We start from the raw sequence: 22,868 nt of genomic DNA, 5'->3' as shown, positions 1-22,868 counted from the left end.
CTTACGCGACCGCGTCGGCCTGCACCAGCGCCGGCACGCGGCGCGGGCGGCTGGGGAACGCGTGCCGCACGATGCGCCAGCACACCTGGCCGAACTGGGTCAGCAGCGTACCGGTGTTGTAGTGCTGGCCGTAGCGCTTGCAGATGGCGCGCACTTCCTTGGCCATCTCCGCGTAGCGGTTGGCAGGCACGTCCGGGAAGAAGTGGTGCTCGATCTGGTGGCTCAGGTTGCCCGACATCACGTTCATCAGGAACCCGCCACGCAGGTTGGATGAGCCGCGCAGCTGGCGCAGGTACCAGTGGCCGCGGGATTCGTTCTTGATGCATTCCTTCGGGAACGTCTCGGCATTGGCGGTGAAGTGGCCGCAGAAGATGATCACGTAGGTCCACACGTTGCGCAGGCCGTTGGCGACCATGTTGCCCAGCAGCACCGGCAGGAAGAACGGACCGGCCAGCGCCGGATAGATCACGTAATCCTTCGCCAGCTGCTTGCCTATCTTGCGCACCACCGGCGCGGACTTGCGGCGCAGCTGCTTGTTGGTCATCTTGCCGCTCCACCAGCGGCCCAGCTTCAGGTCCTGGATGGCGATGCCCCACTGGAACAGCAGCGCGAACACGACCGCCACGAACGGCTGCACCAGGTAGAACGGCCGCCATTTCTGCTCGGGGAAGATGCGCAGCAGGCCGTAGCCGATGTCGTCGTCCAGCCCGCGCACGTTGGTGTAGGTGTGGTGGCGGAAATTGTGCGTGTGGCGCCAGTTGTCGCTGGTCGCGACGATGTCCCAGTCGTAGGTCTTGCCGTTGAGCTGCGGGTCGCCCATCCAGTCGTACTGGCCGTGGATGACGTTGTGGCCCAGCTCCATGTTGTCCAGGATCTTGCCCAGGCCCAGCGAGAACGCACCTAACGCCCATAGCACCCAGAACAGCCAGCCCACCGCGCTGTCGGCCAGCCACAGGCCACCGGCGACGGCTGCGGCGAACAGCAGCACGCGCCCGGTCAGGTTGGTGTAGCGCACGGCCTTGACCACGTTGCGGATGTAGCGCGCGTCACGGGCACCCAGCGTCGCCACGGTGCGCGCACGCAGCGCGTCAAGTTCTTCGCCGAACTGGTCCAGTTCGGCGACAGTGAGTTTGCGGTTGCGCGAAGAGGCCATCAGAGGTCGAGCTCGAGGTCGGTGGCGGCGCTGTGGATGCACAGCTTCAACGCCTGGGTGGGTTCGTGGATCAGCTCGCCACTGGGCAGGTGGCGCGTGCTGCCGGCGGACTTGCCGCAGGCGCAGGTGTTGCAGATGCCCATGCGGCAACCGGACGGCGGCTTCAGTCCGTGCTGCTCCAGGGCCACCAGCAGGGTTTCGCCGCGCGGCACGCGCAGCGTGCGCCCACTGCGTTGCAAGCGGATGTCGACCTCGCCTTCATCCACCACCGTGACCGGCGGCGCGGTGAAGGCTTCGGCCTGGAACGCGGCGGTGCGCGACGCCAACAAGTCGCGTGCGGCCTCGACGAACCCGCCGGGACCGCAGGCCATCACCTGCTGTACGGACAGGTCGCCTGCATGCGCGGCGAGCAGGGCGTCGTCGATGCGGCCTTCGGCTTCGTCGGCAGCCACTGCGGTGTCGCGCGTCAGCAGCAGACGCAGGCGGAAGTGCGGATGTTTGGCGGCCAGCGTTCGCAGCTCGTCGAGAAAACAGGCCTCATCGCGGCGACGCACCCAGTACATCAGCGTCAGCTCGGACGGCATGCCCTGCCCGGCCCGTTCGCGCACCAGCGCCATCAGCGGAGTGATGCCGCTGCCTGCCGCCAGCAGGAGGAAGGAACCCTCGGACGGCGCAGGCAACGTCATCTCGCCGAACGCCTGGCCCAGCTCGACGATGTCGCCGATGCGGGCACCTTCGCAGAGGTGGCGGCTGACCTTTCCGCCCTCGATCGCCTTGACGGTGATCGGCAACAGGCCATCCGCACGCGGCGGCTCGGTCAGGCTGTAGCTGCGGGTGATGCGGACGCCGTCGACATCCACGCCGAGGTTGACGTGCTGGCCGGCACGATGACCGGCCCAGTGGCGGTTGGGTTTGAACAGCAGGGTCACGGCGTCGGCCGAGGCGGTTTCGCGCGCGACAAGCCGGGCCAGGGGTCGCTCCCAGGTCCAGGTGCGGTGGAAACGGGTGGCCCAGAAGTCGAAGACATCCGCCTTCACCAAGGGCCGGATCAGGCGTTTCAGGGGACCGGGCCGGCGGGGGATCGGACGGATCTGGGCGTTCATGGCCATCACTATACCGCTGTGAAGACGATTGTGTATACACTTGTATATTAATTTACGGGGCTATGATGCCCCTACCACCCCGTATGCCCGGCCCCTTCGCGTGATTCCGAACCCGCAACCGCAGCTCCAGGACGACCACGGCCCCGGCCGCAAGGCGTCCATTTCGCGCGAAGACCTGATGGCGGCCGCCCTGAAGCTGGTGGGCCCGCACCGCAGCGTCTCCACCCTGAGCCTGCGCGAAGTCGCCCGCGAGGCCGGCATCGCGCCGAACAGCTTCTACCGCCAGTTCCGCGACATGGACGAACTGGCGGTCGCGCTGATCGACCTGGCCGGCCGCTCGCTGCGCAAGATCATCGGCGAAGCGCGGCACCGCGCCACCAGCAGCGACCGCAGCGTGGTGCGCGGCTCGGTGGAAGCGTTCATGGAGCAGCTGCGCGCCGACGACAAGCTGCTGCATGTGCTGCTGCGCGAAGGCAACGTCGGCTCGGATGCGTTCAAGCATGCGGTCGAGCGCGAGCTGCAGTTCTTCGAGGAAGAGCTGTGCATCGACCTGATCCGGCTGGCCGCGCGCGACAACGCGCCGCTGCACGAACCGGCCTTGGTCTCCAAGGCGATCACCCGCCTGGTGTTCGCGATGGGCGCCACCGCGATGGACCTGCCGCCGGAGAAGGATCCGGAGCTGATCGAACAACTCTCGGAAATGGTCCGCCTGATCATCACCGGTTCGCGCGCCCTCGCCTCGCGCGGCGCCGCACGCTGACGGCCCTTCTTTTCAGGGGTTGATCCGGATCGGCGTACCGACCGGCACGCGCTGCCAGATCGCTTCCATTTCGGTGTTGGTCACCGCGATACAGCCTTCGGTCCAATCCGCCCGCGATCCCGGCGGCGTGGCACCATGGATCATGATGTCGCCCTCGGGATCGACACCCCGTGCCGCCGCCTGCTTGCGGTCGGCCTCGTTCGCATAGGACACGCGCAACGATAGGTGGAAGCGGCTGTGATCGTTGCGGTAGGTGATGCGATAGTCGCCTTCCGGCGTGCGCTGGTCGCCCTGCTGGCGTTTATGCCCGACCGGTGCGCCGCCCAGCACGATGCGGTAGGTCGCGATGACGCGCCCGTCGCGCAACAGCTCCATCCGCCGTTGCGCCTTGTAGACGTGGATCGCGTCCGCCTGCTGCGCGACCGGCAACAACGGGGGCGGCCATCGCGCCGCCTCCTGCGCCTGCGACGACACGCCAAGTGCGGCGAGCACCATGAGCAGCCAGCGCCCCGGCTTCATGCCGGCAGCGCCCGCGACAGCAGCGGACCGACGTCCGCATCGTCGGGCAGCGTGCCGAATGCGAGTCCGTGCGCGCCGCCCAGGCGACTGCGTACGAACAGCGCGGCTGCCGGACTGCCCGCGCGCAACAGCACCGCCGCCTGGAGGGCCAACGCCAGCCGTTCGACGAGCGTGCGCGCGCCCGCCTCGGTCGCCGACGACAGGTCGGCCTGCAGGCGGTCGACGAACGCGTCGTAGACCGCGTCCCGGCCCGCGACGGAGGTCAGTTCGGCAGCGACCGCCTCGCGCGTGCCGGCCTCGCGCGACAGCGCCCGCAGCACGTCCAGGCACTGGATGTTGCCGCTGCCTTCCCAGATCGAGTTCAAGGGCGCCTGCCGGTACAGCCGCGGCAGGATCGATTCCTCCACATAGCCGGCGCCGCCCAGGCATTCCTGCGCTTCATTGACGAATACGGGCGCGCGCTTGCACACCCAATACTTGCCTGCCGCGGTGGCGATGCGCGCGACGGCGGCCTCGTGCGGATCATGCGGCGCCGCATCGACGGCGCGCGCAACGCGCAGGGCGAACGCGGTGGCGGCTTCGGACTCCAGTGCAAGATCGGCCAGCACGTTGCGCATCAGCGCGTGCTCTGCCAGCGGCTTGCCGAACGTGGAGCGGTGCCGCGCATGGTGCAGCGCCTGTGCGAGCGCCATGCGCATCTCGGCGGCCGATCCGAGCATGCAGTCCAGCCGCGTCAGCATCACCATCTCGATGATGGTCGCCACGCCGCGCCCCTCTTCGCCCACGCGCCAGGCCTTCGCACCGGTGAACTCGACTTCAGCGGAGGCATTCGCCCAGTCGCCTAGTTTGTCCTTGAGGCGCATCAGCCGGAACACATTCTTCCCGCCGTCGTCCAAGCGGCGCGGCATCAGGAAGCAGGTCAGGCCACCGGGCGCCTGCGCCAATACCAGGAAACCATCGCACATCGGCGCCGAGAAGAACCACTTGTGGCCGACCAGTGCATACATGCCGTCGTCGCGCGGCGTGGCCGTGGTGGCGTTGGCACGCACGTCGGAGCCGCCCTGCTTCTCCGTCATGCCCATGCCGAGCGTGATGCCGGCCTTGTCGGCGATGGGAACATCGCGCGGATCGTAGTGCGGCGCGGCGGCTTTCTTCGCCCATTCGCGCAGACCGGGTCCGCGCTGCAGGACGGGCACGGCCGCGTGCGTCATCGTCAACGGGCAACTGGTGCCCGCCTCGGCCTGGTGATGCAGGTAACTCAATGCGGCCCGCGCGACATGCGCACCGGGTTCCGGCTCATGCCACGACAGGCCGGCGACGCCGTGCATCTTCGCCAGGTCCATCAACCCGTGATAGGCGGGATGGAACTCGACCAGATCGATGCGCTGCCCCATGCGATCGTGCGTCCGCAGGCGTGGCCGGTCGCGATTGGCGTCGAAGCCGAGCCGGTAGAGTCCATCGCCGGCCATCGCGCCATAAGTCGCCAGCCGCGATGCGAAGGCGGCCGCACCCTCGCGCTCGACGCCCTCGCGCAGCGCCGCATCATCGGCCCACAGGTCGCGCGGCTCGAACGGCGGCGGCTGGTTGTCCACGCGATGCGTGTCGAACGGAGGAAGGTCGTCCATCACCGGCTCCCACGGCGGCTTCTCGCGGTTGATTGTGCCCGATGATCGACGGACGACCGGAAACTACAGCGCCGCGAGGAAGTCGGGCTTCAGCTTCAAGGTTCCGAAGAGCCCGTGCTGCGTGCCACTCAGCACCCGGAGCATGTGGCCACGTCCGCCGGGCAAGCGGCCCGCTGGAAGGAACGCGATGTCGCGGGCTCGGGCAACCCAATCCAGGTCGGACTGGAAGATCGGCGTCAGCCAACGGCTCCAGAACTGGTAGATGCCGACATGCGCCTGGCGTTCGCGCTGGTAGGCGCCGAGCGCGCCCGGGATCTCGTCCTGCGTGCGCAGCGCATCGCGCAGGGCCAGCGCGTCCATCAGCGCCATGTTGACGCCCTGCCCCAGCTGCGGACTCATGCCATGCGCGGCGTCGCCCAGCACGACCAGGCGGTCGCGATGCCACTGACGCAGGGTGACGTCGCGGTAACTGGCGCGCGCCAGTTGGTCCGCGTCGAGGGTATCGGCCAGACAGGCATCGACCTCGGGCCACAGCTTGGCGACTTCCTCGCGCCATGCCGGCAGGCCACGCGACCGCCACGCATCGAAGTCGGCGATCGGCAGGCTCCAGAAGAAACTCAAGCGCGGCGTGTCGTCGCCGGGACGCGTACCGACCGGCAGCAACCCGATCATCTTGCGCGCGGCCACATAACGCTGGCGCAGTTCGTCGCCCCATGCCCAGTCGCCCTGCGGGACCAGCTTCCACAGTGCACCCCAGGGATAGACAGCCTCGCGCTTCACCGCCCCGGTGGCGCCGCGCAGCTTCGACGCCGCACCGTCCGCCGCGATCACCAGATCGAACGGCCCATGCCAGCGGCCATGCTGGTCGCGGATGCGGCGGGTGTCGTCGCTCACCGCGTCGATGGCATGGCCACGATGCACCTCGCCGTGTTCCGCCCACGCTTCGGCCAACATCGAGAACAGCGCACCGCGCTGCATGCCCAGGCCGAACAGCCGCGCATCGAGCCCCGCATAGCGCATGTCCATCACCGCGCGACCGCACGGCGTCTCGCCGTACAGGCGGTTCACCCGTCGGCCGTGCGCCGTCACGTACGGCAGCAGCCCCAGTTCCCACAGCACCTGCAATCCGGTGGGTTGCAGCAGGAAGCCAGCGCCGACCGGCCCGAGTTCCGGCGCCCGTTCGAACACCTCCACCCGGTGCCCATCGCGTGCCAACAGCAACGCCGCCGCTTGGCCGGCCGTGCCGTAGCCGATGATCGCGATGTGCTGGGCATCCATGGCGCGAAGCCTTCCTTCGTCGTGCGGCAAACCGGTATTGCGCAAACCGCAGGCGTTAAAAAACCCCGCCGGAGCGGGGTTCAAGAAAATCGTCTTGGATCAGGCTGCCGGCGTGATGTTGGACGCCTGTGCACCCTTCGGGCCCTGGGTCAGCTCGTAACTGACGCGCTGGCCTTCCTGCAGGCTGCGGAAGCCCTTGCTGTTGATGGCGGTGTGGTGCGCAAAGACGTCGGCGCTGCCATCTTCTGGCGCGATGAATCCGAAGCCCTTGGCATCGTTGAACCATTTCACGGTACCGTACGGCATAGCGCTTGTATTTCCTTTTCTGGATGCGGGTGGAATGTGTGGCGTGACGTCACACCCGCCGAGTATGCAAAGCCCAGCGCGCGTTGACAATCACCCGCGTGCAAGTGCCGCCACCAGGGCCGGAATTCCGGACGAGGCGGCGGCCACATTGGCCAGCACTTCTTCCATGGTGATCTCCTCGTCGGTACCGCAGCCCGCCGCCCAGTTGGCGACGATGGCGAGGCAGGCGTATTCCAGCCCCATTTCCCGCGCCAGCCCCGCTTCCGGCATGCCGGTCATGCCGACCAGATCGCAGCCGTCGCGGCGCATCCGGCGGATTTCCGCACGGGTCTCCAGGCGCGGGCCCTGGGTGGCGCCGTAGCAACCGCCATCGACCAGATCGACACCGGCCTCGCGGGCGGCCGCCAGGATCTGCTGACGAAGTAAATGCGTGTACGGGTCGCCGAAGTCGACATGCAGGACGTCGGTGCCCGGCTCCTCGCAGATCGTCGAGATGCGACCCCAGGTGTAGTCGATCAACTGGTCCGGGCAGGCCAGCACGCGCGGCCCGCAGGCGTCGGTGATGCCGCCGACGGTGTTGAGCGCCAGCACGCGGGTCGCACCAAGATCCTTCAGGACCTGCAGGTTGGCGCGATAGTTGACCTGGTGCGGCGGCACGGAATGCCCTTCGCCGTGGCGCGCGAGGAAGGCCACGCGGTGTCCCGACAGCGTGCCGATGCGCACCGGACCCGACGGCGCGCCGAAGCGTGTGTCCAGTTCCCGGGTCTCGATATCCTGCAGGTCGGCCAGCTTGTAGACGCCGGTGCCGCCGATGACGGCGAGCGCGATATCGGCCATCGTCATTCCTTCAGCGCGTAGATGCCCGGCAGGTTGCGGCCCTGCTCGTGGTAGTCCATGCCGAAGCCGAACACATAGCGGTCCGCGACTTCCAGGCCCACGTAGTCGGCACAGATGCCGTCCACGCAGCGGTCATGCTGCTTGGTGGTCAGCGCGGCGATGCGGACGTCGGTGGCGCCCTGCTCCAGGCACCACTGCTTGACCGCCAGCAGCGTGTGGCCCTCGTCGAGGATGTCGTCCACCAGCAGCACGCGGCGGCCGTACAGCGCGGTCGCGGGCCGGTGCTTCCACACCAGTTCGCCGCCGGTGGTCTCGCCGCGGTAGCGGGTCGCGTGCAGGTAGTCGAACTCCAGGTCCAGGCCCAGCGCGCCCAGCTCCAGCGACAGCTGGCCGGCGAACGGCAGCGCGCCGTGCATGATGGTCAGATAGACCGGCACTTCCCCGGCGTAGTCGCGCGCGATCGGCGCTGCCATCCGCGTGATGGCAGCGTCCAGTGTCGCGCGGTCGACCAGCAGGTCGGCGTTGGCCAGCGCGTCGGCCAGTTTCGGTCGCGGATTGCCCAGCGAGTCCATCAAACCACTCCCTTCATGTTGTCGATCACATCGGCCTGGGCGCTGCCGTAGCGGGCATCGGCGATCAGGCCGTCCCATCCCAGCGCGCCACGGCCCAGTACGCCGAGCACGGCGGCCGTATTCAACGCGCGGCCTTCCACCGCCTTCAACGACTCGTCCACCAGCTTCGGCGAGCACACCAGCACCACGTCGCAGCCGGCGTCCAGGTGATCGTGGATGCGCTGCTTCACGCCGCCGGCCGAGAACGCCGCGGCCATGCCGATGTCGTCGGAGAACACCACGCCCCGGAAGCCCATCTCCTCGCGCAGGATCTTCTGGATCCAGAACGGCGAATAGCCCGCCGGCTCGGGCGCGACGGCCGAATACTTCACGTGTCCCATCATCACCGCATCGGCCTTGGCCTCGATGCCGGCGACGAACGGGATCAGGTCCTCGGCGCGCAGCACCTCAAGCGGGCGCGGATCGACGGCATCGTCGAAGTGGGTGTCTTCCAACACCGTGCCGTGGCCTGGAAAATGCTTCAGTGTCGCCGCCATGCCCGCGCTGTGCATGCCGCGCACATAGGCGCGGGTGAATTCCGCGACGATCTGAGGATCGGCATCGAAGGCGCGGTTGCCGATGGCGCGATTGCCGCGCGCCAGGTCCACGACCGGGGCGAAGCTCAGGTCCACGCCGCTGGCGATGATCTCGCTGGCCATCAGCCAGGCGTGTTCTTCGGCGCGCTGCAGCGCCGCCTGCGGATCCTGCGCATACAGCTTGCCGAACACCTCCAGTGCCGGCAGGTCGCTGTAGCCGTCACGGAAGCGCTGCACGCGGCCGCCTTCCTGGTCCACGCAGACCAGCTGCGGTCGCGGCGCGGCGGCGCGGATGGCCTGCGACAGCTCCGTCACCTGCGCGCGCGAGGCGAAGTTGCGGGTGAACAGGATGACGCCGGCGACAGCGTCGTGCTGCAGCCAGTCGCGCTCCTGCGCGGTGAGTTCGGTGCCGGCGATGCCGATGACGAGCATTTCGGGAAGTCCTCAGGGAATGTCGGTGGCGGCGCGTTCGTCGTCCGACCACTGCGCGTACGGTCGCGACGCCAGGGCCAGATTGTAATAGCGGGCGGCATCGGTGACCTGCTTGCCGGCCCAGGCCGGTTTCACGAAGTCTTCATCGGCGCGGTCCAGTTCGATCTCCGCCACCACCAGCCCAGCGTTGTCGCCGAGGAACTCGTCGACCTCCCACAGGTGGCCTTCGTGCCGTACGTAGTGGCGGCGCTTGTCGATCACCCCGCCCACGCACAGCGCCAACAGCGCGCGCGCATCGACGACCGGGATGGCGTAGTCGAACTCCTGCCGGGTAGCGCCCAGCTCGCGCGATTTCAGGTTGAGGAAGGCCGTGTCGCCCTGGATGCGTACACGCACCGAGGCCTTCTGTTCCCCACGGTCCATCGCGCCCATGTCGTTGATGTAGCCCTGCGCCATTGCCACGATCTCGTGCGCAGCGTCGCGCCAGGCATCGCCGTGGACCAGGAACTTGCGTTCGATCTCGATACCCATCAGCGTTTCTCGAACAGCGCGATGGACTCGACATGCGCCGTGTGCGGAAACATGTCCATCGCCCCCGCCGACACCAGCGTGTAACCCTGCTCGTTGACCAGGTAGCCGGCATCGCGCGCCAGCGAGCCCGGATGGCAACTGACGTAGACGATACGGTCGAACTGTTTCAGCGGCAGCTGCTGCAGCACCTCGATGGCGCCCGAGCGCGGCGGATCCAGCAACAATTTGTCGAAGCCCTGACGCATCCACGCCGTACCGCGCTGGTCCTGGGTCAGATCGGCCGCATGGAACTGCGCGTTCGTCAGCGCGTTCCGCGCCGCATTCTCGCGGGCACGGGCCACCAGGCCGGCATCGCCCTCCACACCGACCACCTCGCCCACCAGGCGCGCCATCGGCAGCGTGAAGTTGCCGAGGCCGCAGAACAGGTCGAGCACGCGGTCCGTCGCCTGCAGGTCGAGCAGGGCAAACGTGTGCGCGATCATCTTCTCGTTGAGCGCGGCGTTGACCTGGATGAAGTCCAGCGGACGGAACGCCAGCGACACGTTCCATGGCGCCAGCGCGAACGCCAGCTGCGGCGCCTCGGGCCACAGCGGATGCACGCTTTCCAGCCCGCCCGGCTGCAGGAAGATGGCGAAGCGGCTGGCCTGGCCGAACGCCACCAGCGTCGCGCGGTCGCTCTCGCTCAAGGGCTGCAGGTGGCGGAACACCAGCGCGATGCCACTGAAGTCCGCACTCTCGTCACCGGCGATGAATTCGATCTGCGGGATGTGCTCGCGCGCGTCCAGGCTCTCGACCAGCGTGGCGAGATCGGCCACCTTGCCGCCGATCTCCGGAATGACGGTGTGGCACTCGGACAGGTCGGCGACGAAGCGGGGATCCTGTTCGCGGAAACCGACCAGCGTCTTGTCCTTCTTGTTGACGCGGCGCACCGAGAAGCGGCCCTTGCGGCGATAACCCCAGTTGGCACCGGTCAGCGACGGAAGCACCGTGCCGGGCGTGACGTGGCCGATGCGCTCCAGGTTCTCCAGCAACACACGCTGCTTGGCCTCGATCTGACGCGCCTCATCCAGATGCTGCAGCACGCAGCCGCCGCAGGTGCCGAAATGCGGACAGCGCGGCGTGACGCGGTCAGGCGAAGCCTCCAGCACATCCAGTGTTCTGGCTTCGTCGAAATGGCGGTTCTTGGCGGTCTGTTCGGCCATCACGCGCTCGCCCGGCAGGGCGCCCGACACGAAGACGGCCTTCCCGTCGCGGCGGGCGACGCCGCGTCCGTCGTGGGTCAGGTCGGTGATGCAAGCTTCAAACGGGGTCTTGTCGATGCGGGGAGAGCGGGTACGGGCCACGTGGCGTCAGGCTGCGTGTCTTTGGCGGGGCGGCATTGTCGCATGGCCGCCGGCCGCGCCCGCCGGCGCTAAGATGGCGCCAGTCCGCAGGAAGCACGGCCAATGTCCCCCACCCCAGGCACGATGCCCTCGATACTGCTGGTGGAGGACGACGCGGTCAGTGCCCTGTTCCTGTCGGCGGCGCTGGAGACCCTGCCCGCCCGCGTGCACATCGCCGAGGACTGTGCGCAGGCATTGGCCGCCACCGGCCCCTTCGATGCCTGGCTGATCGACGCCAACCTGCCCGACGGCAGTGGGGCCGCGCTGCTGCAGCATCTGCGCATGAGTGGCACCGCCACATGCGCGCTGGCGCATACCGCCGACACCACCCGCTCGACCCACGACCGACTTCTGCAGGCAGGTTTCGCCGGTGTCCTGGTCAAACCACTGACGGCCCAGGCCCTGCTGCTCGCGGTGCGGGCGGCGCTGGGCAGCGATCCGCCATCGGCAAGACCGGATTGGGATGAAGCCGCCGCGCTCGTCGCCCTCGCAGGAAACCGGGAGCACGTGGCGACACTGCGCCAGTTGTTCCTGTCCGAACTGCCGTCCACGCGGAGCGCGTGCCTCGAGGCCTTCGCCCGCGCCGACGACGCGGCGCTGCGCGCCCAGCTCCACCGACTGCAGGCGAGCTGCGGATTCGCCGGGGCCGCGGCATTGGCCGAGGTGGCGTCCAACTGGCACGCGGCACCTGCGGACGCTGCCCTGCGTGATGCCTTCGTGGCGGCCAGCGGACGCCTGCTTCCGACGACGGGCTGAGGGCGTCAGCCGGTCGCGCTGCCGGGACGTTTCAACCGTCCCAGTTCGCCGATCATTTCCCAGGACTTCAGTCCGCGGGGACCCAGATGGTGCGCCAGCACGGCGCGCATCGGCAGACGCAGGCTGGCCAGATCGTCGGGCGACGGCGGCACGTCGTCGGCCAGGGCCAGCAAGGCACGCCCGGTCGCGGCCTGGCTGCGTTCCTCATGCCCGCGGTCGCTGCGCAGGCGACGCGGCCCGTGCTCCGGATCCAGCCGGTAACGCGCCGCCGGGTCGATGGGCTCGCCGTCGCCATCGCAATCGAGCGCGAAGCCGAAGCCCAACGCTTCGATCAGGTCGCGCTCGAACCGGCGCAAGGACCACGCCAGCCCTTCGCGTTCGCGGAGTCGCTCGCGTGTGCGGGCATAGGCATCGAACAGGTCCGGCAGCGGGTCGTGGCGCGGCGCCAGCCGCAGGACGAGTTCGTTGAGGTAGAACGCGGCCAGCATCGCATCGCCCGCCGGCTGCGGGGCGGCATCGAGCGCTTCCGCGCTGACCAGCCGCGCCAGTTCGCCACGCAGGTCGCCATCGAGGCGGATGAGCTGCAGGGGCTGCAGGGCGGCGCGCAGGACATGTTTCTTCGGGCCTTGCACGCCGCGCGCGATCAGGCCCAACCGGCCCTGTTCGCGGCCCAGCACTTCGACCAGCAGGCTGGTCTCGCGCCAGGGGCGCGCGTGCAGGACGAAGGCGGTGTCGCTCAGGCGCATGTGACCGGCGTCGCCGGCGACTCACTCGTAACCGAAGGCCTTCAGCGCGGTCTCGTCGTCGGACCAGCCTTCGCGCACACGTACCCAGGTTTCCAGGAACACCTTGCGATCGAACAGATGCTCCATCTGCTGGCGCGCCTTGCTGCCGATGTCCTTCAGCCGGGCACCGCCCTTGCCGATCACGATGGCCTTCTGGCTCTCGCGTTCCACCCAGATCACCGCGCCGATACGGGCCAGTTCTCCCTTCGGCGTGACCTCGGTCGTGAAGCTTTCGATCTCGACGGTGGTGGCATAGGGCAATTCCGCTCCCAACTGGCGCATAAGCTGCTCGCGGACCAGCTCGGCGGCGAGGAAGCGCTCGCTGCGGTCGGTGATCTCGTCCTCGCCGAACATCGGCGGCTGCTCGGGCAACAACGCCAGGACGTCCTTCACCAGCGCGTCGAGGCCGTTGCGCTTCAAGGCCGACACCGGATGCACGGCGGCGAACTCACGATCCAGCCCGACCTCGGCCAGGAACGGCAGCATCGCCGCCTTCTCCTTGATCCGGTCGACCTTGTTGACCACCAGCACCACCGGGATACCGGCATCGCGCAGCACGTTGTAGGCCAGCGTGTCTTCCTCGTCCCAGCGCCCGGCCTCGACGACCATCAGGGCAGCGTCGACTTCCTCCAGTGCGCCGCGCGCCGCGCGGTTCATCACCCGGCTCATCGCCGAGGCGGAGAACTTCCCCTGCTGCTTGTGCAGCCCGGGCGTGTCGACCAGCACGATCTGGCCCGCGGGCCGATCCTTGCCCGCCGCGAAGGTCGCGATGCCGAGCAGGCGGTGACGCGTGGTCTGCGGGCGGTTGGAGGTGATGCTGACCTTGGCGCCCACCAGGGCATTGGTCAGGGTGGATTTGCCCACGTTGGGGCGGCCGATGACGGCAACGCTGCCGCTGCGATGGGACGAAGACTGGCTCACGGGGCGGTACTCACTTCGAAATGTCGAGCTTGTCGAGCAGCGCCGCGGCGGCGACCTGTTCGGCATTGCGGCGCGAAGTGCCCTCGCCGTCCGCCGTCAACGGCGGATCCAGCGTGGTACAGCGCGCGAGGAAAAGTTTGGCGTGGTCGTCGCCGCTCTCGGAGACCAGTTCATAGACAGGCAACGCACGCTGCCGGCCCTGCAACCACTCCTGCAACCGCGTCTTGGCGTCCTTCTCGGGCCGTCCGACCGGCAGCGCGGCCAACGACGCCTCGAACCAGGGCATCACCACGCTGCGGCACGCCTCGAAGCCGGCATCGATGTAGATGGCGGCCACGATCGCCTCCAGCGCATCGGCGAGGATCGAGTCGCGGCGATGGCCGCCGGACTTCATTTCGCCCGGGCCCATCGTCAGGCGTTCGCCCAGCTGCAACTGGCGTGCGATGGCGGCCAGCGAAGCTTCGCGCACCAGTTCGGCACGCGCCCGCGTGAGTGCGCCCTCGTCGGCCTTGGGCCAGCGCTGGAACAGCGCATCCGCGACCAACAGGTTGACCACACCGTCGCCCAGGAACTCGAGCCGCTCGTTGTGCGGCGCTCCCGCGCTCCGATGCGTCAGGGCCTGTGCAAGCAGGCCCTGGTCGGCGAAGGCATGGCCGATGCGGTCAACTGCCAAACCCTCAGTCCGCGCCGTGGCGCGTCAGCGCCTGCTCGGCATTGAAGTTGCCGACCACGTCGAGGTTGCCCACCAGCGGCCGGCGTACTTCATAACCGACCTTCATGTTCCAGCCACCTTCCATGCGCTCGATCTTCACGTGCGACGGCTTGATGTTGGTGGCGTAGTTGATGTCGAGGCGGCGAAAGAAGAGCTCATTGATACGGCCCGGATCCATATCGCCGACGCCCGCCTCATTGGCCAGTCCCTTCATCGAGGATTTGACCGCGTAGAACTCCTGGTACATCGGGAACAGGCGCATGGCGATATAGGCGGCGAAGCCGACCACGGCCAGCACGATTACAAAGCTCAACAACGTCATGCCACTCTGAGTGCGCTTCATTGCCATTCCCCCGTCCGTCCCCGTTAGCGTTGGTTGATCACTCGATCCCGTTGCCGATGCGCGAGGCATCGAAGCCATTCTTGCAGAACCAGCCCTCGCAGTTCAGCCAGACCAGGAAGGCCTTGCCCCGCAGGTTCTGCTCCGGCAGGAAATGGTAGTCCCAGAACCGGCCGTCCAGGCTGTTGTCGCGGTTGTCGCCCATCACGAAATAGTGACCCGGCGGCACCACCCAATCGCCCTCGCCACCGCCCGGCGGTGCCAGGCCCACGCTTTCCAGGATGGTGTGCGGCCGTCCCGGCAGCTCTTCGCGCAGCAGCGTCGAGCCGAGCGCCTCGGCGCGGTCCCCGGCGCCCGGGTACTCGCCCAGGGTCTGGTACTTCAGCGGCTGGCCGTTCAGGTAGACGGTATCGCCATGGAAGCCCACCTTGTCGCCCGGCAGGCCGATCACGCGCTTGATCCAGTTGTTTTCGGGATCGTGCGGCGGCTTGAACACCACCACGTCGCCGCGCGCCGGCTCGCCGATGGCCAGGAACTTCTGGTTGGTGATCGGCAGGCGCAGGCCGTAGGAGAACTTGTTGACCAGGATGAAGTCGCCGATCAGCAGGTTCGGCATCATCGAACTGGACGGGATCTTGTAGGGCTCGGCGATGAAGCTGCGCAGCACCAGCACCACGGCCAGCACCGGAAAGAAGGCGCGCGAGTAGTCGACCAGCACAGGCTCCTCGTCCAGCAGGCCACCCTTGGCCTTGCGCCGCTTGGCGAAGAACAGCGTGTCGAGCAGCCACACCGCACCGCTGACGAGCGTCGCGCCCACCAACAGCGATTCGAACCAGGTCATCAAACTCATCGAGCTTCCTTTGGATTGCACCCGGCGACGCGCATCGGGGTGCGCGCCACCCACATCGGAACGGACTTACTTGCTGTCCACCTGCAGCACCGCGAGGAAGGCCTCCTGCGGGATCTCCACACGACCCACCTGCTTCATCCGCTTCTTGCCCTCTTTCTGCTTCTCGAGGAGCTTCTTCTTGCGGGTGATGTCGCCACCATAGCACTTGGCCAACACGTTCTTGCGCATCGCCTTGACGGTGCTGCGCGCGATGATCTGCGAGCCGACCGCGGCCTGGATGGCCACGTCGAACATCTGCCGCGGGATCAGCTCGCGCATCTTCTCGGTGAGCTCGCGACCGCGCCGGTCGGCGTGGCTGCGGTGCACGATCAGGCTGAGCGCGTCGACCTTGTCGCCGTTGATCAGCGTGTCCAGCCGCACGAACGGACCGGGCTGGAAACGCAGGAACGAGTAATCCAGCGAGGCGTAGCCGCGACTGACCGACTTCAGCTTGTCGAAGAAGTCGAGCACCACTTCGGCCATCGGCAGTTCGTAGCTGATCTGCACCTGGCTGGCCAGGTACTGGATGCCGATCTGCACGCCGCGCTTTTCCTCGCACAGCTTGATGATGGAACCGATGTAGCCTTCCGGCGTCAGGATGTTGGCCCGGATGATGGGCTCGCGCACCTCTTCGATCAGGTTGGACTGCGGCAGTTTGGCCGGATTGTCCAGCGAAACCACCGTGCCATCGGTCTTGAGGACTTCATACACAACGGTCGGCGCCGTGGTGATCAGGTCCAGGTCGTACTCGCGCTCCAGACGCTCCTGCACGATCTCCATGTGCAGCATGCCGAGGAAGCCGCAACGGAAGCCGAAGCCCATCGCCTCGGAGCTTTCCGGCTCGAAGCGCAGCGCGGCATCGTTCAGGCGCAGCTTCTCCAGCGCCTCGCGCAGCGCGGGGTAGTCCTCGGCGTTGACCGGGAACAGGCCGGCGAACACGCGCGGCTGCATTTCCTGGAAGCCGGGCAACGGCCCCGGGGCGGGATCGCCGGCCAGGGTCAGCGTATCGCCGACCGGGGCGCCGTGGACGTCCTTGATCGAGGCGGTGATCCAGCCCACCTCGCCGGCACCGAGCTTCTTCAGCTCCTTGCGCTTGGGGGTGAACACACCGACCTTGTCCACTTCGTGGGTGCGGCCGGTGGACATCACCAGGATCTTGCTCTTCGGGCCGATCTCGCCCTGCATCACGCGCACCAGCGAGACCACGCCCAGGTAGTTGTCGAACCACGAGTCGATGATCAGCGCCTGCAGCTTGTCGGTGTCGCGCGGCTGCGGCGGCGGGATGCGCTGGACGATGGCTTCCAGCACCAGGTCGACGTTGAGACCGGTCTTGGCGCTGACCGCCACGGCGTCGTCGGCATCGATGCCGATGACGGCCTCGATCTCGGCCTTGGCGCGGTCGGTGTCGGCGGTCGGCAGGTCGATCTTGTTCAGCACCGGCACCACTTCCAGACCCTGCTCCACCGCGGTGTAGCAGTTGGCGACGGACTGGGCCTCCACGCCCTGGGCGGCATCGACCACCAGCAGCGCGCCTTCGCAGGCAGCCAGCGAGCGGCTGACTTCATAGGAGAAGTCGACGTGACCCGGGGTGTCGATGAAGTTGAGCTGGTAGACCTGCCCGTCCTTCGCCTTGTACGGCAGGGACACGGACTGGGCCTTGATGGTGATGCCGCGCTCGCGCTCGATCGGGTTCGAGTCGAGCACCTGCGCTTCCATCTCGCGGGCCTCGAGGCCACCACAGAGCTGGATGATGCGGTCGGCCAGGGTCGATTTGCCGTGGTCGACGTGCGCGATGATGGAGAAGTTGCGGATATTCCGCATGGAATCAGAAGACATGGGGGGCGGCGGCCTGTGCCGTCGTCAGGAATAACGGGCGATTATCGCACGGCCGGGGGCCCGACTCGCCCGTCCGGGCTTCCGAGAAGGCCGGAAACAACATCGCCCCGGCACAGCGGGGCGATGTCGGACGCGGAACGGGTGCGGATCAGCCCTTCTCGACGGTCACCGCCACGAAGCGGGTCACGCCCCGGCTGCGGACCAGCAGCATGACCGTGTCGCCGGGCTTGGCGCCGGCCAGTTCGCGGTCCAGCGCCGCGGGGCTGTTCACCTTGTTGCGGCCGACCTGCAGGATGACCATCCCCGGCGACAGGCCCGCCTCGCGTGCGGCGGCGCTCTCGACGCGACTGACCAGCACGCCGTCACCGGACTCCACCCCGAGCTGCTTGCGGCTGTTGGCATCCAGCGCCTGGCTCTGGATACCCAGCGCATTGCGGCCTGCCGGGGCGGCGGGAGCCTCCGGTGCAGCCGGGGTACCACGTACAACGCCCTCGCCTTCGTCCAGCTCGCTCAAGGTGACCGAGATGTCACGAGGCCTGCCGTCACGCAGCACGCTCAGCGTGACTTTGGTCCCCGGCGCCATGGCACCGATGATCGGCGGCAGGTCGCTGGAGTCGTTGATCGCACGGCCATTCACCGAGCGGATCACGTCACCGGGGCCGACACCGGCCTTGGCGGCGGGACTGCCGCTGACCACGTCGTTGACCAACGCGCCGCGGTTGTCCGGCAGATCGAAGCCCTTCATGACGTCCGCGGTGACTGCGCCTACCTGCACGCCCAGCTGCCCGCGACTGACGCGGCCGGTCGCCTTCAACTGGTCCACCGCGCCCATCGCCAGGTCGATCGGGATCGCGAAGCTGATGCCCATGTAGCCGCCGGACACCGAGAAGATCTGCGAATTGATGCCGACCACCTCACCGCGTGTGTTGAGCAACGGGCCGCCGGAGTTGCCCTGGTTGATCGCCACGTCGGTCTGGATGAACGGCACGTAGCGCTGCTCGGCCGACGCACTGCGGCCGACCGCGCTGACGATGCCGGCGGTGACCGAGTGATCCAGGCCCAGCGGCGAGCCGATCGCCACCACCCACTGGCCCGGCTTCAGCATGGCCGAGTTGCCGATCCGCACGGTCGGCAGCCCCTTGGCCTCGACCTTCAGCAGGGCCACGTCGTACTGCTGATCGCTGCCGACCACCTTGGCGGTCAGTTCGCGACGGTCCGGCAGGGTCACCTTGACCTCATCCGCGCCGTCGACGACATGGTGGTTGGTCAGCACGTAACCGTCGGCCGAAATGATGAAACCCGAGCCCATCGACGTACCGCGGCGCTGCGGCCCCTGCTGGCCCGGACCCGGCATCTGGAAACCGGGCGGCAGCATGCGGCGGAAGATCTCGGGAATGTCAGCCTCTTCGCTCGCCTGCGCACTGCGCCGCGAACCGACCGTCGCCTCGACGTTGACCACGCCCGGACCCACCTGCTCCACCAGCTGAGTGAAGTCGGGAAGACCCGTGACCAGCTGCGGTGCGGCGGACTGCGCCACCGCAGGCGTCGCGGACGCGACAGGCGCTGGCGCTTCGGCCTGCTGCGCGCAGGCGGCCAGCGGCATGGTGAGCATCAACAGGGCCAACAGGTTGTGACGGGCGTGTGGGGTCATCGAATGCATGCCTCGATAGGAAGTGAACCAGGGTGTCGCGCGCGTCCGGCAGCAGACCGGACGCGCGGAATATCAGTCGCGCGGAGCGTCGACGGGAGCCGCGGCCGGCGCACTGGCGGGCAGGCGGGGCTCGAAGGGATAGAACGTCCGGGCAGCCGAATCCGAGCTGTAACCCGTGACCAGGCCGCCACTGGCCGACGGATAGGCCGACAGCGCGGAGCGCGGCCAGGGACGGGAGGCCACGGCATTGGCTTCCGGGGCACGGTGCGAGAACGGATTGGAGGCCGCATGCCCGGACGCGGAGGCCGTCGTTGTGGCAACCGCTTCCAATGGCACACCCTGCGCGGTGCCATTCGCGCGCACCGGGGCTTCCGCCCGCGCCACCCGCTGCGCGCTGCGCGCGGCCTGCTGGCTGCGCGTCGCACTGCGGCGCGCGTTGTCCTGTCGCCGCGGCACGGTCGCCGCGACGGCCACCGCAGCTGCTGCGTACGCTTCTGCGTCGGGAGCCGGAGCGGACGGGGATTCCGGAAGCATCGCAGGCGACGCGGCCTGCGCCGACGCGACCTGCCTGTCGTCGCTCACCGGGACATCCTGCGGGGACTGCTGGCGCACCATGAACAGCGCCACCAGCGCGACGGAGGCGGCCAGCGCACCGCCGCCCCAGCGTGCCAAGAGGTTGCGCGGACGCACCGTCTGCGCCTGCGGCGCCGCCTGGGTGTCGGAAGAGGATTCGGCCGCGATCGCCTGCGCCACGCGCTCGGCGAAACCGGCAGGCGCCGGCGCACGGCCCTGGCCACGCAGCACGTCGCCGCACAGCTGCCAGCGCTCCCAGCAACCGGCCAGTTCGTGGTCGTGCTGCAGGCGGCGCAGCAGGAATCGAGCCTCGTCGGCCGGCAGGTCGCCGTCCATCAGGGCGGACAACTGCTGGCGGTGGTGGATGTCGAGCTTGTCGATGGTCGGTGTCTCGTTGCGGGCGGTCATGAGCGGGCGCGCTCCCGGGTTGTACTGTCCACGTCCAGCAGGGGACGCAGTTGTTCGTCGATCGCTTCGCGCGCCCGGAAGATGCGGGAACGCACGGTGCCGATCGGGCAGTCCATCTTCTGCGCGATCTCCTCGTAGCTGAGACCATCGACCTCGCGCAGGGTGATCGCGGTCCGCAGTTCTTCCGGCAGACCGTCCACCGCCTTCATCACCGTCGCCTCCATCTCCTGGCGCATCAGTTCGCGCTCGGGGGTGTCGGTGTCGCGCAGCCGCGTGCCGATGTCGTACTGCTCGGCGTCGGCGGCATCCACGTCCGCGGTGGGCGGGCGACGGTTGTGCGCGACCAGGTGGTTCTTGGCGGTATTCACGGCGATGCGGTGCAGCCACGTATAGAACTGGGAATCGCCCCGGAAATTTCCCAGCGCGCGGTATGCGCGCAGGAAGGTCTCCTGGGCCACGTCCTGGCACTCGCTCCAGTCATGGATGTAACGCCCGATCAGCGCCACCACGCGATGCTGGTACTTGCGCACCAGCAGGTCGAAGGCCGCGCTGTCGCCGCGTTGCACGCGCCTGACCAGCTCGAGGTCCAGCTCCTGGGTTGGATCTACTTCGGCCATGCCGCGCCGCACTCCTGTCGGCTCGGCGTTGGCCGGGCCCTGTGACCGCGCTAGCGGAGGAAAGTTCAACGCCTTGTCCAAACCGTTGCCCTATCAAGAATTTAACCGGAGCAGCGGGACCATCCCCCTGCCGCCGGTCACGCCCGAGACGACGTTCCCTGGGATATGTGGATTTGACGGGGATGAAACAAGCTCGGGATGATAGCGGCCTTCTCCATACGTGAACGGATGGTCTCCTGCATGGCCACGAACTTCGATGGGCTGCGATTCAGTCACTGGCAGACCGAGTTGCGTGACGACGGCATCGTCGTGCTCGCCTTCGACCGACAGGGCGCCAGCGTCAACGCGTTCTCCCAGGACGTGCTGATCGAACTGGCCGCCATCATCGAACGCCTGGCCATCGACCCGCCGAAGGGCGTGGTGCTGCGCTCGGCCAAGACCAGCGGTTTTATTGCCGGCGCCGACCTGAAGGAGTTCCAGGAGTTCGACCGCAAGGGCACCGTCAACGACGCCATCCGTCGTGGCCAGGCCGTGTTCCAGAAACTGGCGGAACTGCCCTGCCCCACGGTCTCCGCGATCCACGGCTTCTGCATGGGCGGCGGCACCGAGATTTCCCTGGCTTGCGACTACCGGGTCGCCAGCAGCGACCCGTCCACCCGCATCGGCCTGCCCGAAGTGAAGCTGGGCATCTTCCCGGGCTGGGGTGGCAGCGCGCGCCTGCCGCGCCTGGTCGGTTCGCCGAAGGCGATGGACATGATGCTCACCGGTCGCACGCTGTCGGCCAGTTCGGCCAAGGCGATGGGGCTGGTCGACAAGATCGCCGAGCCGGCAGTGCTGGTCGATGCCGCCGTCGCGCTGATCGGTTCGCGCCCGCCGCGCCCGTTCAAGCAGCGCTTCACCGGCTGGATCAGCAACAGCTGGCCGGCGCGGCAGATCCTCGCGCCGCAGATGACCAAGCAGGTCGCGCGCAAGGCGCCAAAGGCGCACTACCCCGCGCCTTACGCCCTCATCAACGTCTGGAAGACCGCTGGCGGCAAGGGTATCCAGGGCCGTCTGGATGCCGAACGCAAGGCGGTGGTGAAACTCGCCGGCACGCCGACCGCACGCAACCTGATCCGCATCTTCTTCCTGACCGAGCGCCTGAAGGGCCTCGGCGGCAAGGACCACGGCATCGCCAACGTGCATGTCGTCGGTGCCGGCGTGATGGGCGGCGACATCGCGGCATGGTCGGCCTACAAGGGCTTCAACGTCACCCTGCAGGACCGCGAGCAGCGCTTCATCGACGGCGCGCTGTCGCGGGCGCAGGAACTGTTCGCGAAAAAGGTGAAGGACGAGAGCAAGCGTCCCGCCGTGGCCGCGCGCCTGAAGGGCGACCTGGCCGGCGACGGCGTGCCGCAGGCCGATCTGGTGATCGAGGCGATCATCGAGAATCCGGACGCCAAGCGCGACCTCTACCAGACCGTCGAGCCGCGCCTGAAGTCCGACGCACTGCTGACCACCAACACCTCGTCGATCCCGCTGACCGAACTGCGCGAACACATCCAGCGTCCGGCGCAGTTCGCCGGCCTGCATTACTTCAACCCGGTCGCGCTGATGCCGCTGGTCGAGATCGTGCAGCACGATGCGCTGGACGACGCCAACGTCAAGCGCCTGGCCGCGTTCTGCAAGGCGCTGGACAAGTTCCCGGTGCCGGTCGCCGGCACGCCGGGCTTCCTGGTCAATCGCGTGCTGTTCCCGTACATGCTGGAAGCGGCCACGGCCTACGCCGAGGGCATTCCCGGCCCCGTGATCGACAAGGCGGCGGTGAAGTTCGGCATGCCGATGGGCCCGATCGAACTGATCGACACCGTCGGCCTGGACGTCGCGCAAGGCGTCGGCGCGGAACTGTCGCCGTTCCTCGGCCTGACCCTGCCCGCCGCACTGGCGACGGTGGAACCCGGCAGGCGCGGCAAGAAGGACGGCCAGGGCCTGTACAAGTGGGAGAACGGCAAGCCGGTGAAGCCGCAGGTGCCGTCCGACTACAAGGCGCCCGACGACCTGGAAGACCGCCTGATCCTGCCGCTGCTCAACGAAGCCGTCGCCTGCCTGCACGATGGCGTGGTCGCCGACAGCGACCTGCTGGATGCCGGCGTGATCTTCGGCACCGGCTTCGCCCCGTTCCGCGGCGGCCCGATCGAACACGTCAAGGCCGTCGGTCCCGACACGCTGCTGGAAAAACTCAAGGCGCTGCAGGCGCGCCATGGCGACCGCTTCGCCCCGCGTCCGGGCTGGGACAATCCGGCACTGCGCCAACCGACGGTGTGACCT

Annotated in this window: 23 protein-coding genes; 3 read left to right on the top strand and 20 right to left on the bottom strand. The window is 67.9% G+C overall.

The annotated features are described in order from the left end of the window. Position 1 precedes the first annotated feature (1 nt). Both ACSQ1W_RS05095 and ACSQ1W_RS05090 read right to left on the bottom strand, forming a co-directional pair. Positions 2 to 1,153 carry a fatty acid desaturase family protein gene (locus tag ACSQ1W_RS05095; RefSeq protein WP_436042012.1) on the bottom strand — a complete coding sequence of 384 codons (1,152 nt, stop codon included), beginning with the start codon at positions 1,151 to 1,153 and terminating at the stop codon, positions 2 to 4. Beyond that, a complete protein-coding gene (locus ACSQ1W_RS05090; RefSeq protein ID WP_436042011.1) occupies positions 1,153 to 2,256 on the bottom strand; it encodes a ferredoxin reductase in 1,104 nt (367 codons plus the stop codon). Before ACSQ1W_RS05090 ends, ACSQ1W_RS05095 begins: the two co-directional genes overlap by 1 nt. Positions 2,257 to 2,359: 103 nt before the next feature. Here ACSQ1W_RS05090 and fabR point away from each other — a divergent pair, with 103 nt between their 5' ends. Continuing rightward, the gene (gene fabR, locus ACSQ1W_RS05085) at positions 2,360 to 3,016 is read left to right on the top strand and encodes an HTH-type transcriptional repressor FabR (RefSeq protein WP_436046101.1); all 657 of its coding nucleotides are present in this window, start codon (positions 2,360 to 2,362) and stop codon (positions 3,014 to 3,016) included. Between the two features lie 12 nt (positions 3,017 to 3,028). Here fabR and ACSQ1W_RS05080 read toward each other — a convergent pair whose 3' ends face one another. From ACSQ1W_RS05080 to rlmD, 9 genes are all read right to left on the bottom strand, one after another. Continuing rightward, positions 3,029 to 3,535 carry a L,D-transpeptidase family protein gene (locus ACSQ1W_RS05080; RefSeq protein ID WP_436042010.1) on the bottom strand — a complete coding sequence of 169 codons (507 nt, stop codon included), beginning with the start codon at positions 3,533 to 3,535 and terminating at the stop codon, positions 3,029 to 3,031. After that, a complete protein-coding gene (locus tag ACSQ1W_RS05075) occupies positions 3,532 to 5,160 on the bottom strand; it encodes an acyl-CoA dehydrogenase family protein (RefSeq protein WP_436042008.1) in 1,629 nt (542 codons plus the stop codon). The genes ACSQ1W_RS05080 and ACSQ1W_RS05075 overlap by 4 nt, the downstream gene beginning before the upstream one ends. A 63-nt stretch (positions 5,161 to 5,223) precedes the next feature. After that, positions 5,224 to 6,438, bottom strand: a complete 1,215-nt coding sequence (locus tag ACSQ1W_RS05070) for an FAD-dependent oxidoreductase (protein WP_436042007.1) — start codon at positions 6,436 to 6,438, stop codon at positions 5,224 to 5,226. Positions 6,439 to 6,537: 99 nt separating this feature from the next. Continuing rightward, the gene (locus ACSQ1W_RS05065) at positions 6,538 to 6,744 is read right to left on the bottom strand and encodes a cold-shock protein (RefSeq protein WP_055942196.1); all 207 of its coding nucleotides are present in this window, start codon (positions 6,742 to 6,744) and stop codon (positions 6,538 to 6,540) included. A gap of 90 nt (positions 6,745 to 6,834) precedes the next feature. Continuing rightward, the gene (locus tag ACSQ1W_RS05060) at positions 6,835 to 7,581 is read right to left on the bottom strand and encodes an S-methyl-5'-thioinosine phosphorylase (protein ID WP_436042005.1); all 747 of its coding nucleotides are present in this window, start codon (positions 7,579 to 7,581) and stop codon (positions 6,835 to 6,837) included. A gap of 2 nt (positions 7,582 to 7,583) precedes the next feature. Further along, on the bottom strand, positions 7,584 to 8,153 hold the full coding sequence (locus ACSQ1W_RS05055; RefSeq protein ID WP_192268876.1) for a hypoxanthine-guanine phosphoribosyltransferase: 570 nt from the start codon (positions 8,151 to 8,153) through the stop codon (positions 7,584 to 7,586). Further along, positions 8,153 to 9,160 (bottom strand): beta-N-acetylhexosaminidase, encoded by a 1,008-nt coding sequence (nagZ, locus tag ACSQ1W_RS05050; RefSeq protein ID WP_436042004.1) that lies wholly within the window; start codon positions 9,158 to 9,160, stop codon positions 8,153 to 8,155. The genes ACSQ1W_RS05055 and nagZ overlap by 1 nt, the downstream gene beginning before the upstream one ends. 12 nt (positions 9,161 to 9,172) lie before the next feature. Further along, positions 9,173 to 9,691 carry a CYTH domain-containing protein gene (locus ACSQ1W_RS05045; RefSeq protein WP_436042002.1) on the bottom strand — a complete coding sequence of 173 codons (519 nt, stop codon included), beginning with the start codon at positions 9,689 to 9,691 and terminating at the stop codon, positions 9,173 to 9,175. After that, a complete protein-coding gene (gene rlmD / locus ACSQ1W_RS05040; RefSeq protein WP_436042000.1) occupies positions 9,691 to 11,034 on the bottom strand; it encodes a 23S rRNA (uracil(1939)-C(5))-methyltransferase RlmD in 1,344 nt (447 codons plus the stop codon). The genes ACSQ1W_RS05045 and rlmD overlap by 1 nt, the downstream gene beginning before the upstream one ends. Positions 11,035 to 11,136: 102 nt before the next feature. Between rlmD and ACSQ1W_RS05035 the strand changes: the two genes are divergently transcribed. Next, positions 11,137 to 11,829: a response regulator gene (locus ACSQ1W_RS05035; RefSeq protein ID WP_436041998.1), complete on the top strand. Its 693-nt coding sequence runs from the start codon at positions 11,137 to 11,139 to the stop codon at positions 11,827 to 11,829. Between the two features lie 5 nt (positions 11,830 to 11,834). Here ACSQ1W_RS05035 and recO read toward each other — a convergent pair whose 3' ends face one another. From recO to rpoE, 9 genes are all read right to left on the bottom strand, one after another. Further along, positions 11,835 to 12,575 (bottom strand): DNA repair protein RecO, encoded by a 741-nt coding sequence (recO, locus tag ACSQ1W_RS05030; RefSeq protein ID WP_436041996.1) that lies wholly within the window; start codon positions 12,573 to 12,575, stop codon positions 11,835 to 11,837. A 21-nt stretch (positions 12,576 to 12,596) separates the two neighbouring features. Further along, positions 12,597 to 13,535 (bottom strand): GTPase Era, encoded by a 939-nt coding sequence (era, locus tag ACSQ1W_RS05025; protein WP_436041994.1) that lies wholly within the window; start codon positions 13,533 to 13,535, stop codon positions 12,597 to 12,599. A 10-nt stretch (positions 13,536 to 13,545) separates the two neighbouring features. Continuing rightward, a complete protein-coding gene (rnc, locus tag ACSQ1W_RS05020) occupies positions 13,546 to 14,208 on the bottom strand; it encodes a ribonuclease III (RefSeq protein ID WP_436041992.1) in 663 nt (220 codons plus the stop codon). 4 nt (positions 14,209 to 14,212) lie between these two features. Continuing rightward, positions 14,213 to 14,590, bottom strand: coding sequence for a DUF4845 domain-containing protein (locus ACSQ1W_RS05015; protein ID WP_436041990.1), 378 nt, complete (start codon positions 14,588 to 14,590; stop codon positions 14,213 to 14,215). A 37-nt stretch (positions 14,591 to 14,627) separates the two neighbouring features. After that, entirely contained in the window at positions 14,628 to 15,428 is an 801-nt protein-coding gene (gene lepB, locus ACSQ1W_RS05010; protein ID WP_192271255.1) for a signal peptidase I, read from the bottom strand. Positions 15,429 to 15,503: 75 nt separating this feature from the next. Further along, positions 15,504 to 17,312 carry a translation elongation factor 4 gene (gene lepA / locus ACSQ1W_RS05005; RefSeq protein ID WP_436041988.1) on the bottom strand — a complete coding sequence of 603 codons (1,809 nt, stop codon included), beginning with the start codon at positions 17,310 to 17,312 and terminating at the stop codon, positions 15,504 to 15,506. 148 nt (positions 17,313 to 17,460) lie between these two features. After that, a complete protein-coding gene (locus ACSQ1W_RS05000) occupies positions 17,461 to 18,963 on the bottom strand; it encodes a DegQ family serine endoprotease (RefSeq protein ID WP_436041987.1) in 1,503 nt (500 codons plus the stop codon). A gap of 72 nt (positions 18,964 to 19,035) precedes the next feature. Beyond that, positions 19,036 to 19,944, bottom strand: a complete 909-nt coding sequence (locus tag ACSQ1W_RS04995) for a sigma-E factor negative regulatory protein (protein WP_436041985.1) — start codon at positions 19,942 to 19,944, stop codon at positions 19,036 to 19,038. After that, positions 19,941 to 20,561, bottom strand: a complete 621-nt coding sequence (gene rpoE, locus ACSQ1W_RS04990; protein WP_192268898.1) for an RNA polymerase sigma factor RpoE — start codon at positions 20,559 to 20,561, stop codon at positions 19,941 to 19,943. The genes ACSQ1W_RS04995 and rpoE overlap by 4 nt, the downstream gene beginning before the upstream one ends. Positions 20,562 to 20,801: 240 nt before the next feature. Between rpoE and ACSQ1W_RS04985 the strand changes: the two genes are divergently transcribed. Continuing rightward, entirely contained in the window at positions 20,802 to 22,865 is a 2,064-nt protein-coding gene (locus tag ACSQ1W_RS04985; RefSeq protein ID WP_436041983.1) for a 3-hydroxyacyl-CoA dehydrogenase NAD-binding domain-containing protein, read from the top strand. The last annotated feature ends 3 nt before the right edge of the window (positions 22,866 to 22,868 follow it).

Origin of the sequence: Pseudoxanthomonas sp. LjRoot143 (assembly GCF_964252945.1) — a bacterium.
Classification (GTDB): Bacteria; Pseudomonadota; Gammaproteobacteria; order Xanthomonadales; family Xanthomonadaceae; genus Pseudoxanthomonas_A.
The sequence above is the reverse complement of the archived record's forward strand: the minus strand, read 5'-3'. Positions and strand labels throughout refer to the sequence as shown.

Excerpts from the sequence above, each read along its gene's own strand:
- ACSQ1W_RS05095 (WP_436042012.1), bottom strand. The coding sequence starts at position 1,153 with ATGGCCTCTTCGCGCAACCGCAAACTCACTGTCGCCGAACTGGACCAG.
- ACSQ1W_RS05090 (WP_436042011.1), bottom strand. The coding sequence starts at position 2,256 with ATGAACGCCCAGATCCGTCCGATCCCCCGCCGGCCCGGTCCCCTGAAA.
- ACSQ1W_RS05080 (WP_436042010.1), bottom strand. The coding sequence starts at position 3,535 with ATGAAGCCGGGGCGCTGGCTGCTCATGGTGCTCGCCGCACTTGGCGTG.
- ACSQ1W_RS05075 (WP_436042008.1), bottom strand. The coding sequence starts at position 5,160 with ATGGACGACCTTCCTCCGTTCGACACGCATCGCGTGGACAACCAGCCG.
- ACSQ1W_RS05070 (WP_436042007.1), bottom strand. The coding sequence starts at position 6,438 with ATGGATGCCCAGCACATCGCGATCATCGGCTACGGCACGGCCGGCCAA.
- ACSQ1W_RS05065 (WP_055942196.1), bottom strand. The coding sequence starts at position 6,744 with ATGCCGTACGGTACCGTGAAATGGTTCAACGATGCCAAGGGCTTCGGA.
- ACSQ1W_RS05060 (WP_436042005.1), bottom strand. The coding sequence starts at position 7,581 with ATGGCCGATATCGCGCTCGCCGTCATCGGCGGCACCGGCGTCTACAAG.
- ACSQ1W_RS05055 (WP_192268876.1), bottom strand. The coding sequence starts at position 8,153 with ATGGACTCGCTGGGCAATCCGCGACCGAAACTGGCCGACGCGCTGGCC.
- nagZ (WP_436042004.1), bottom strand. The coding sequence starts at position 9,160 with ATGCTCGTCATCGGCATCGCCGGCACCGAACTCACCGCGCAGGAGCGC.
- ACSQ1W_RS05045 (WP_436042002.1), bottom strand. The coding sequence starts at position 9,691 with ATGGGTATCGAGATCGAACGCAAGTTCCTGGTCCACGGCGATGCCTGG.
- ACSQ1W_RS05035 (WP_436041998.1), top strand. The coding sequence starts at position 11,137 with ATGTCCCCCACCCCAGGCACGATGCCCTCGATACTGCTGGTGGAGGAC.
- recO (WP_436041996.1), bottom strand. The coding sequence starts at position 12,575 with ATGCGCCTGAGCGACACCGCCTTCGTCCTGCACGCGCGCCCCTGGCGC.
- ACSQ1W_RS05015 (WP_436041990.1), bottom strand. The coding sequence starts at position 14,590 with ATGAAGCGCACTCAGAGTGGCATGACGTTGTTGAGCTTTGTAATCGTG.
- lepB (WP_192271255.1), bottom strand. The coding sequence starts at position 15,428 with ATGACCTGGTTCGAATCGCTGTTGGTGGGCGCGACGCTCGTCAGCGGT.
- lepA (WP_436041988.1), bottom strand. The coding sequence starts at position 17,312 with ATGTCTTCTGATTCCATGCGGAATATCCGCAACTTCTCCATCATCGCG.
- ACSQ1W_RS05000 (WP_436041987.1), bottom strand. The coding sequence starts at position 18,963 with ATGACCCCACACGCCCGTCACAACCTGTTGGCCCTGTTGATGCTCACC.
- ACSQ1W_RS04995 (WP_436041985.1), bottom strand. The coding sequence starts at position 19,944 with ATGACCGCCCGCAACGAGACACCGACCATCGACAAGCTCGACATCCAC.
- rpoE (WP_192268898.1), bottom strand. The coding sequence starts at position 20,561 with ATGGCCGAAGTAGATCCAACCCAGGAGCTGGACCTCGAGCTGGTCAGG.
- ACSQ1W_RS04985 (WP_436041983.1), top strand. The coding sequence starts at position 20,802 with ATGGCCACGAACTTCGATGGGCTGCGATTCAGTCACTGGCAGACCGAG.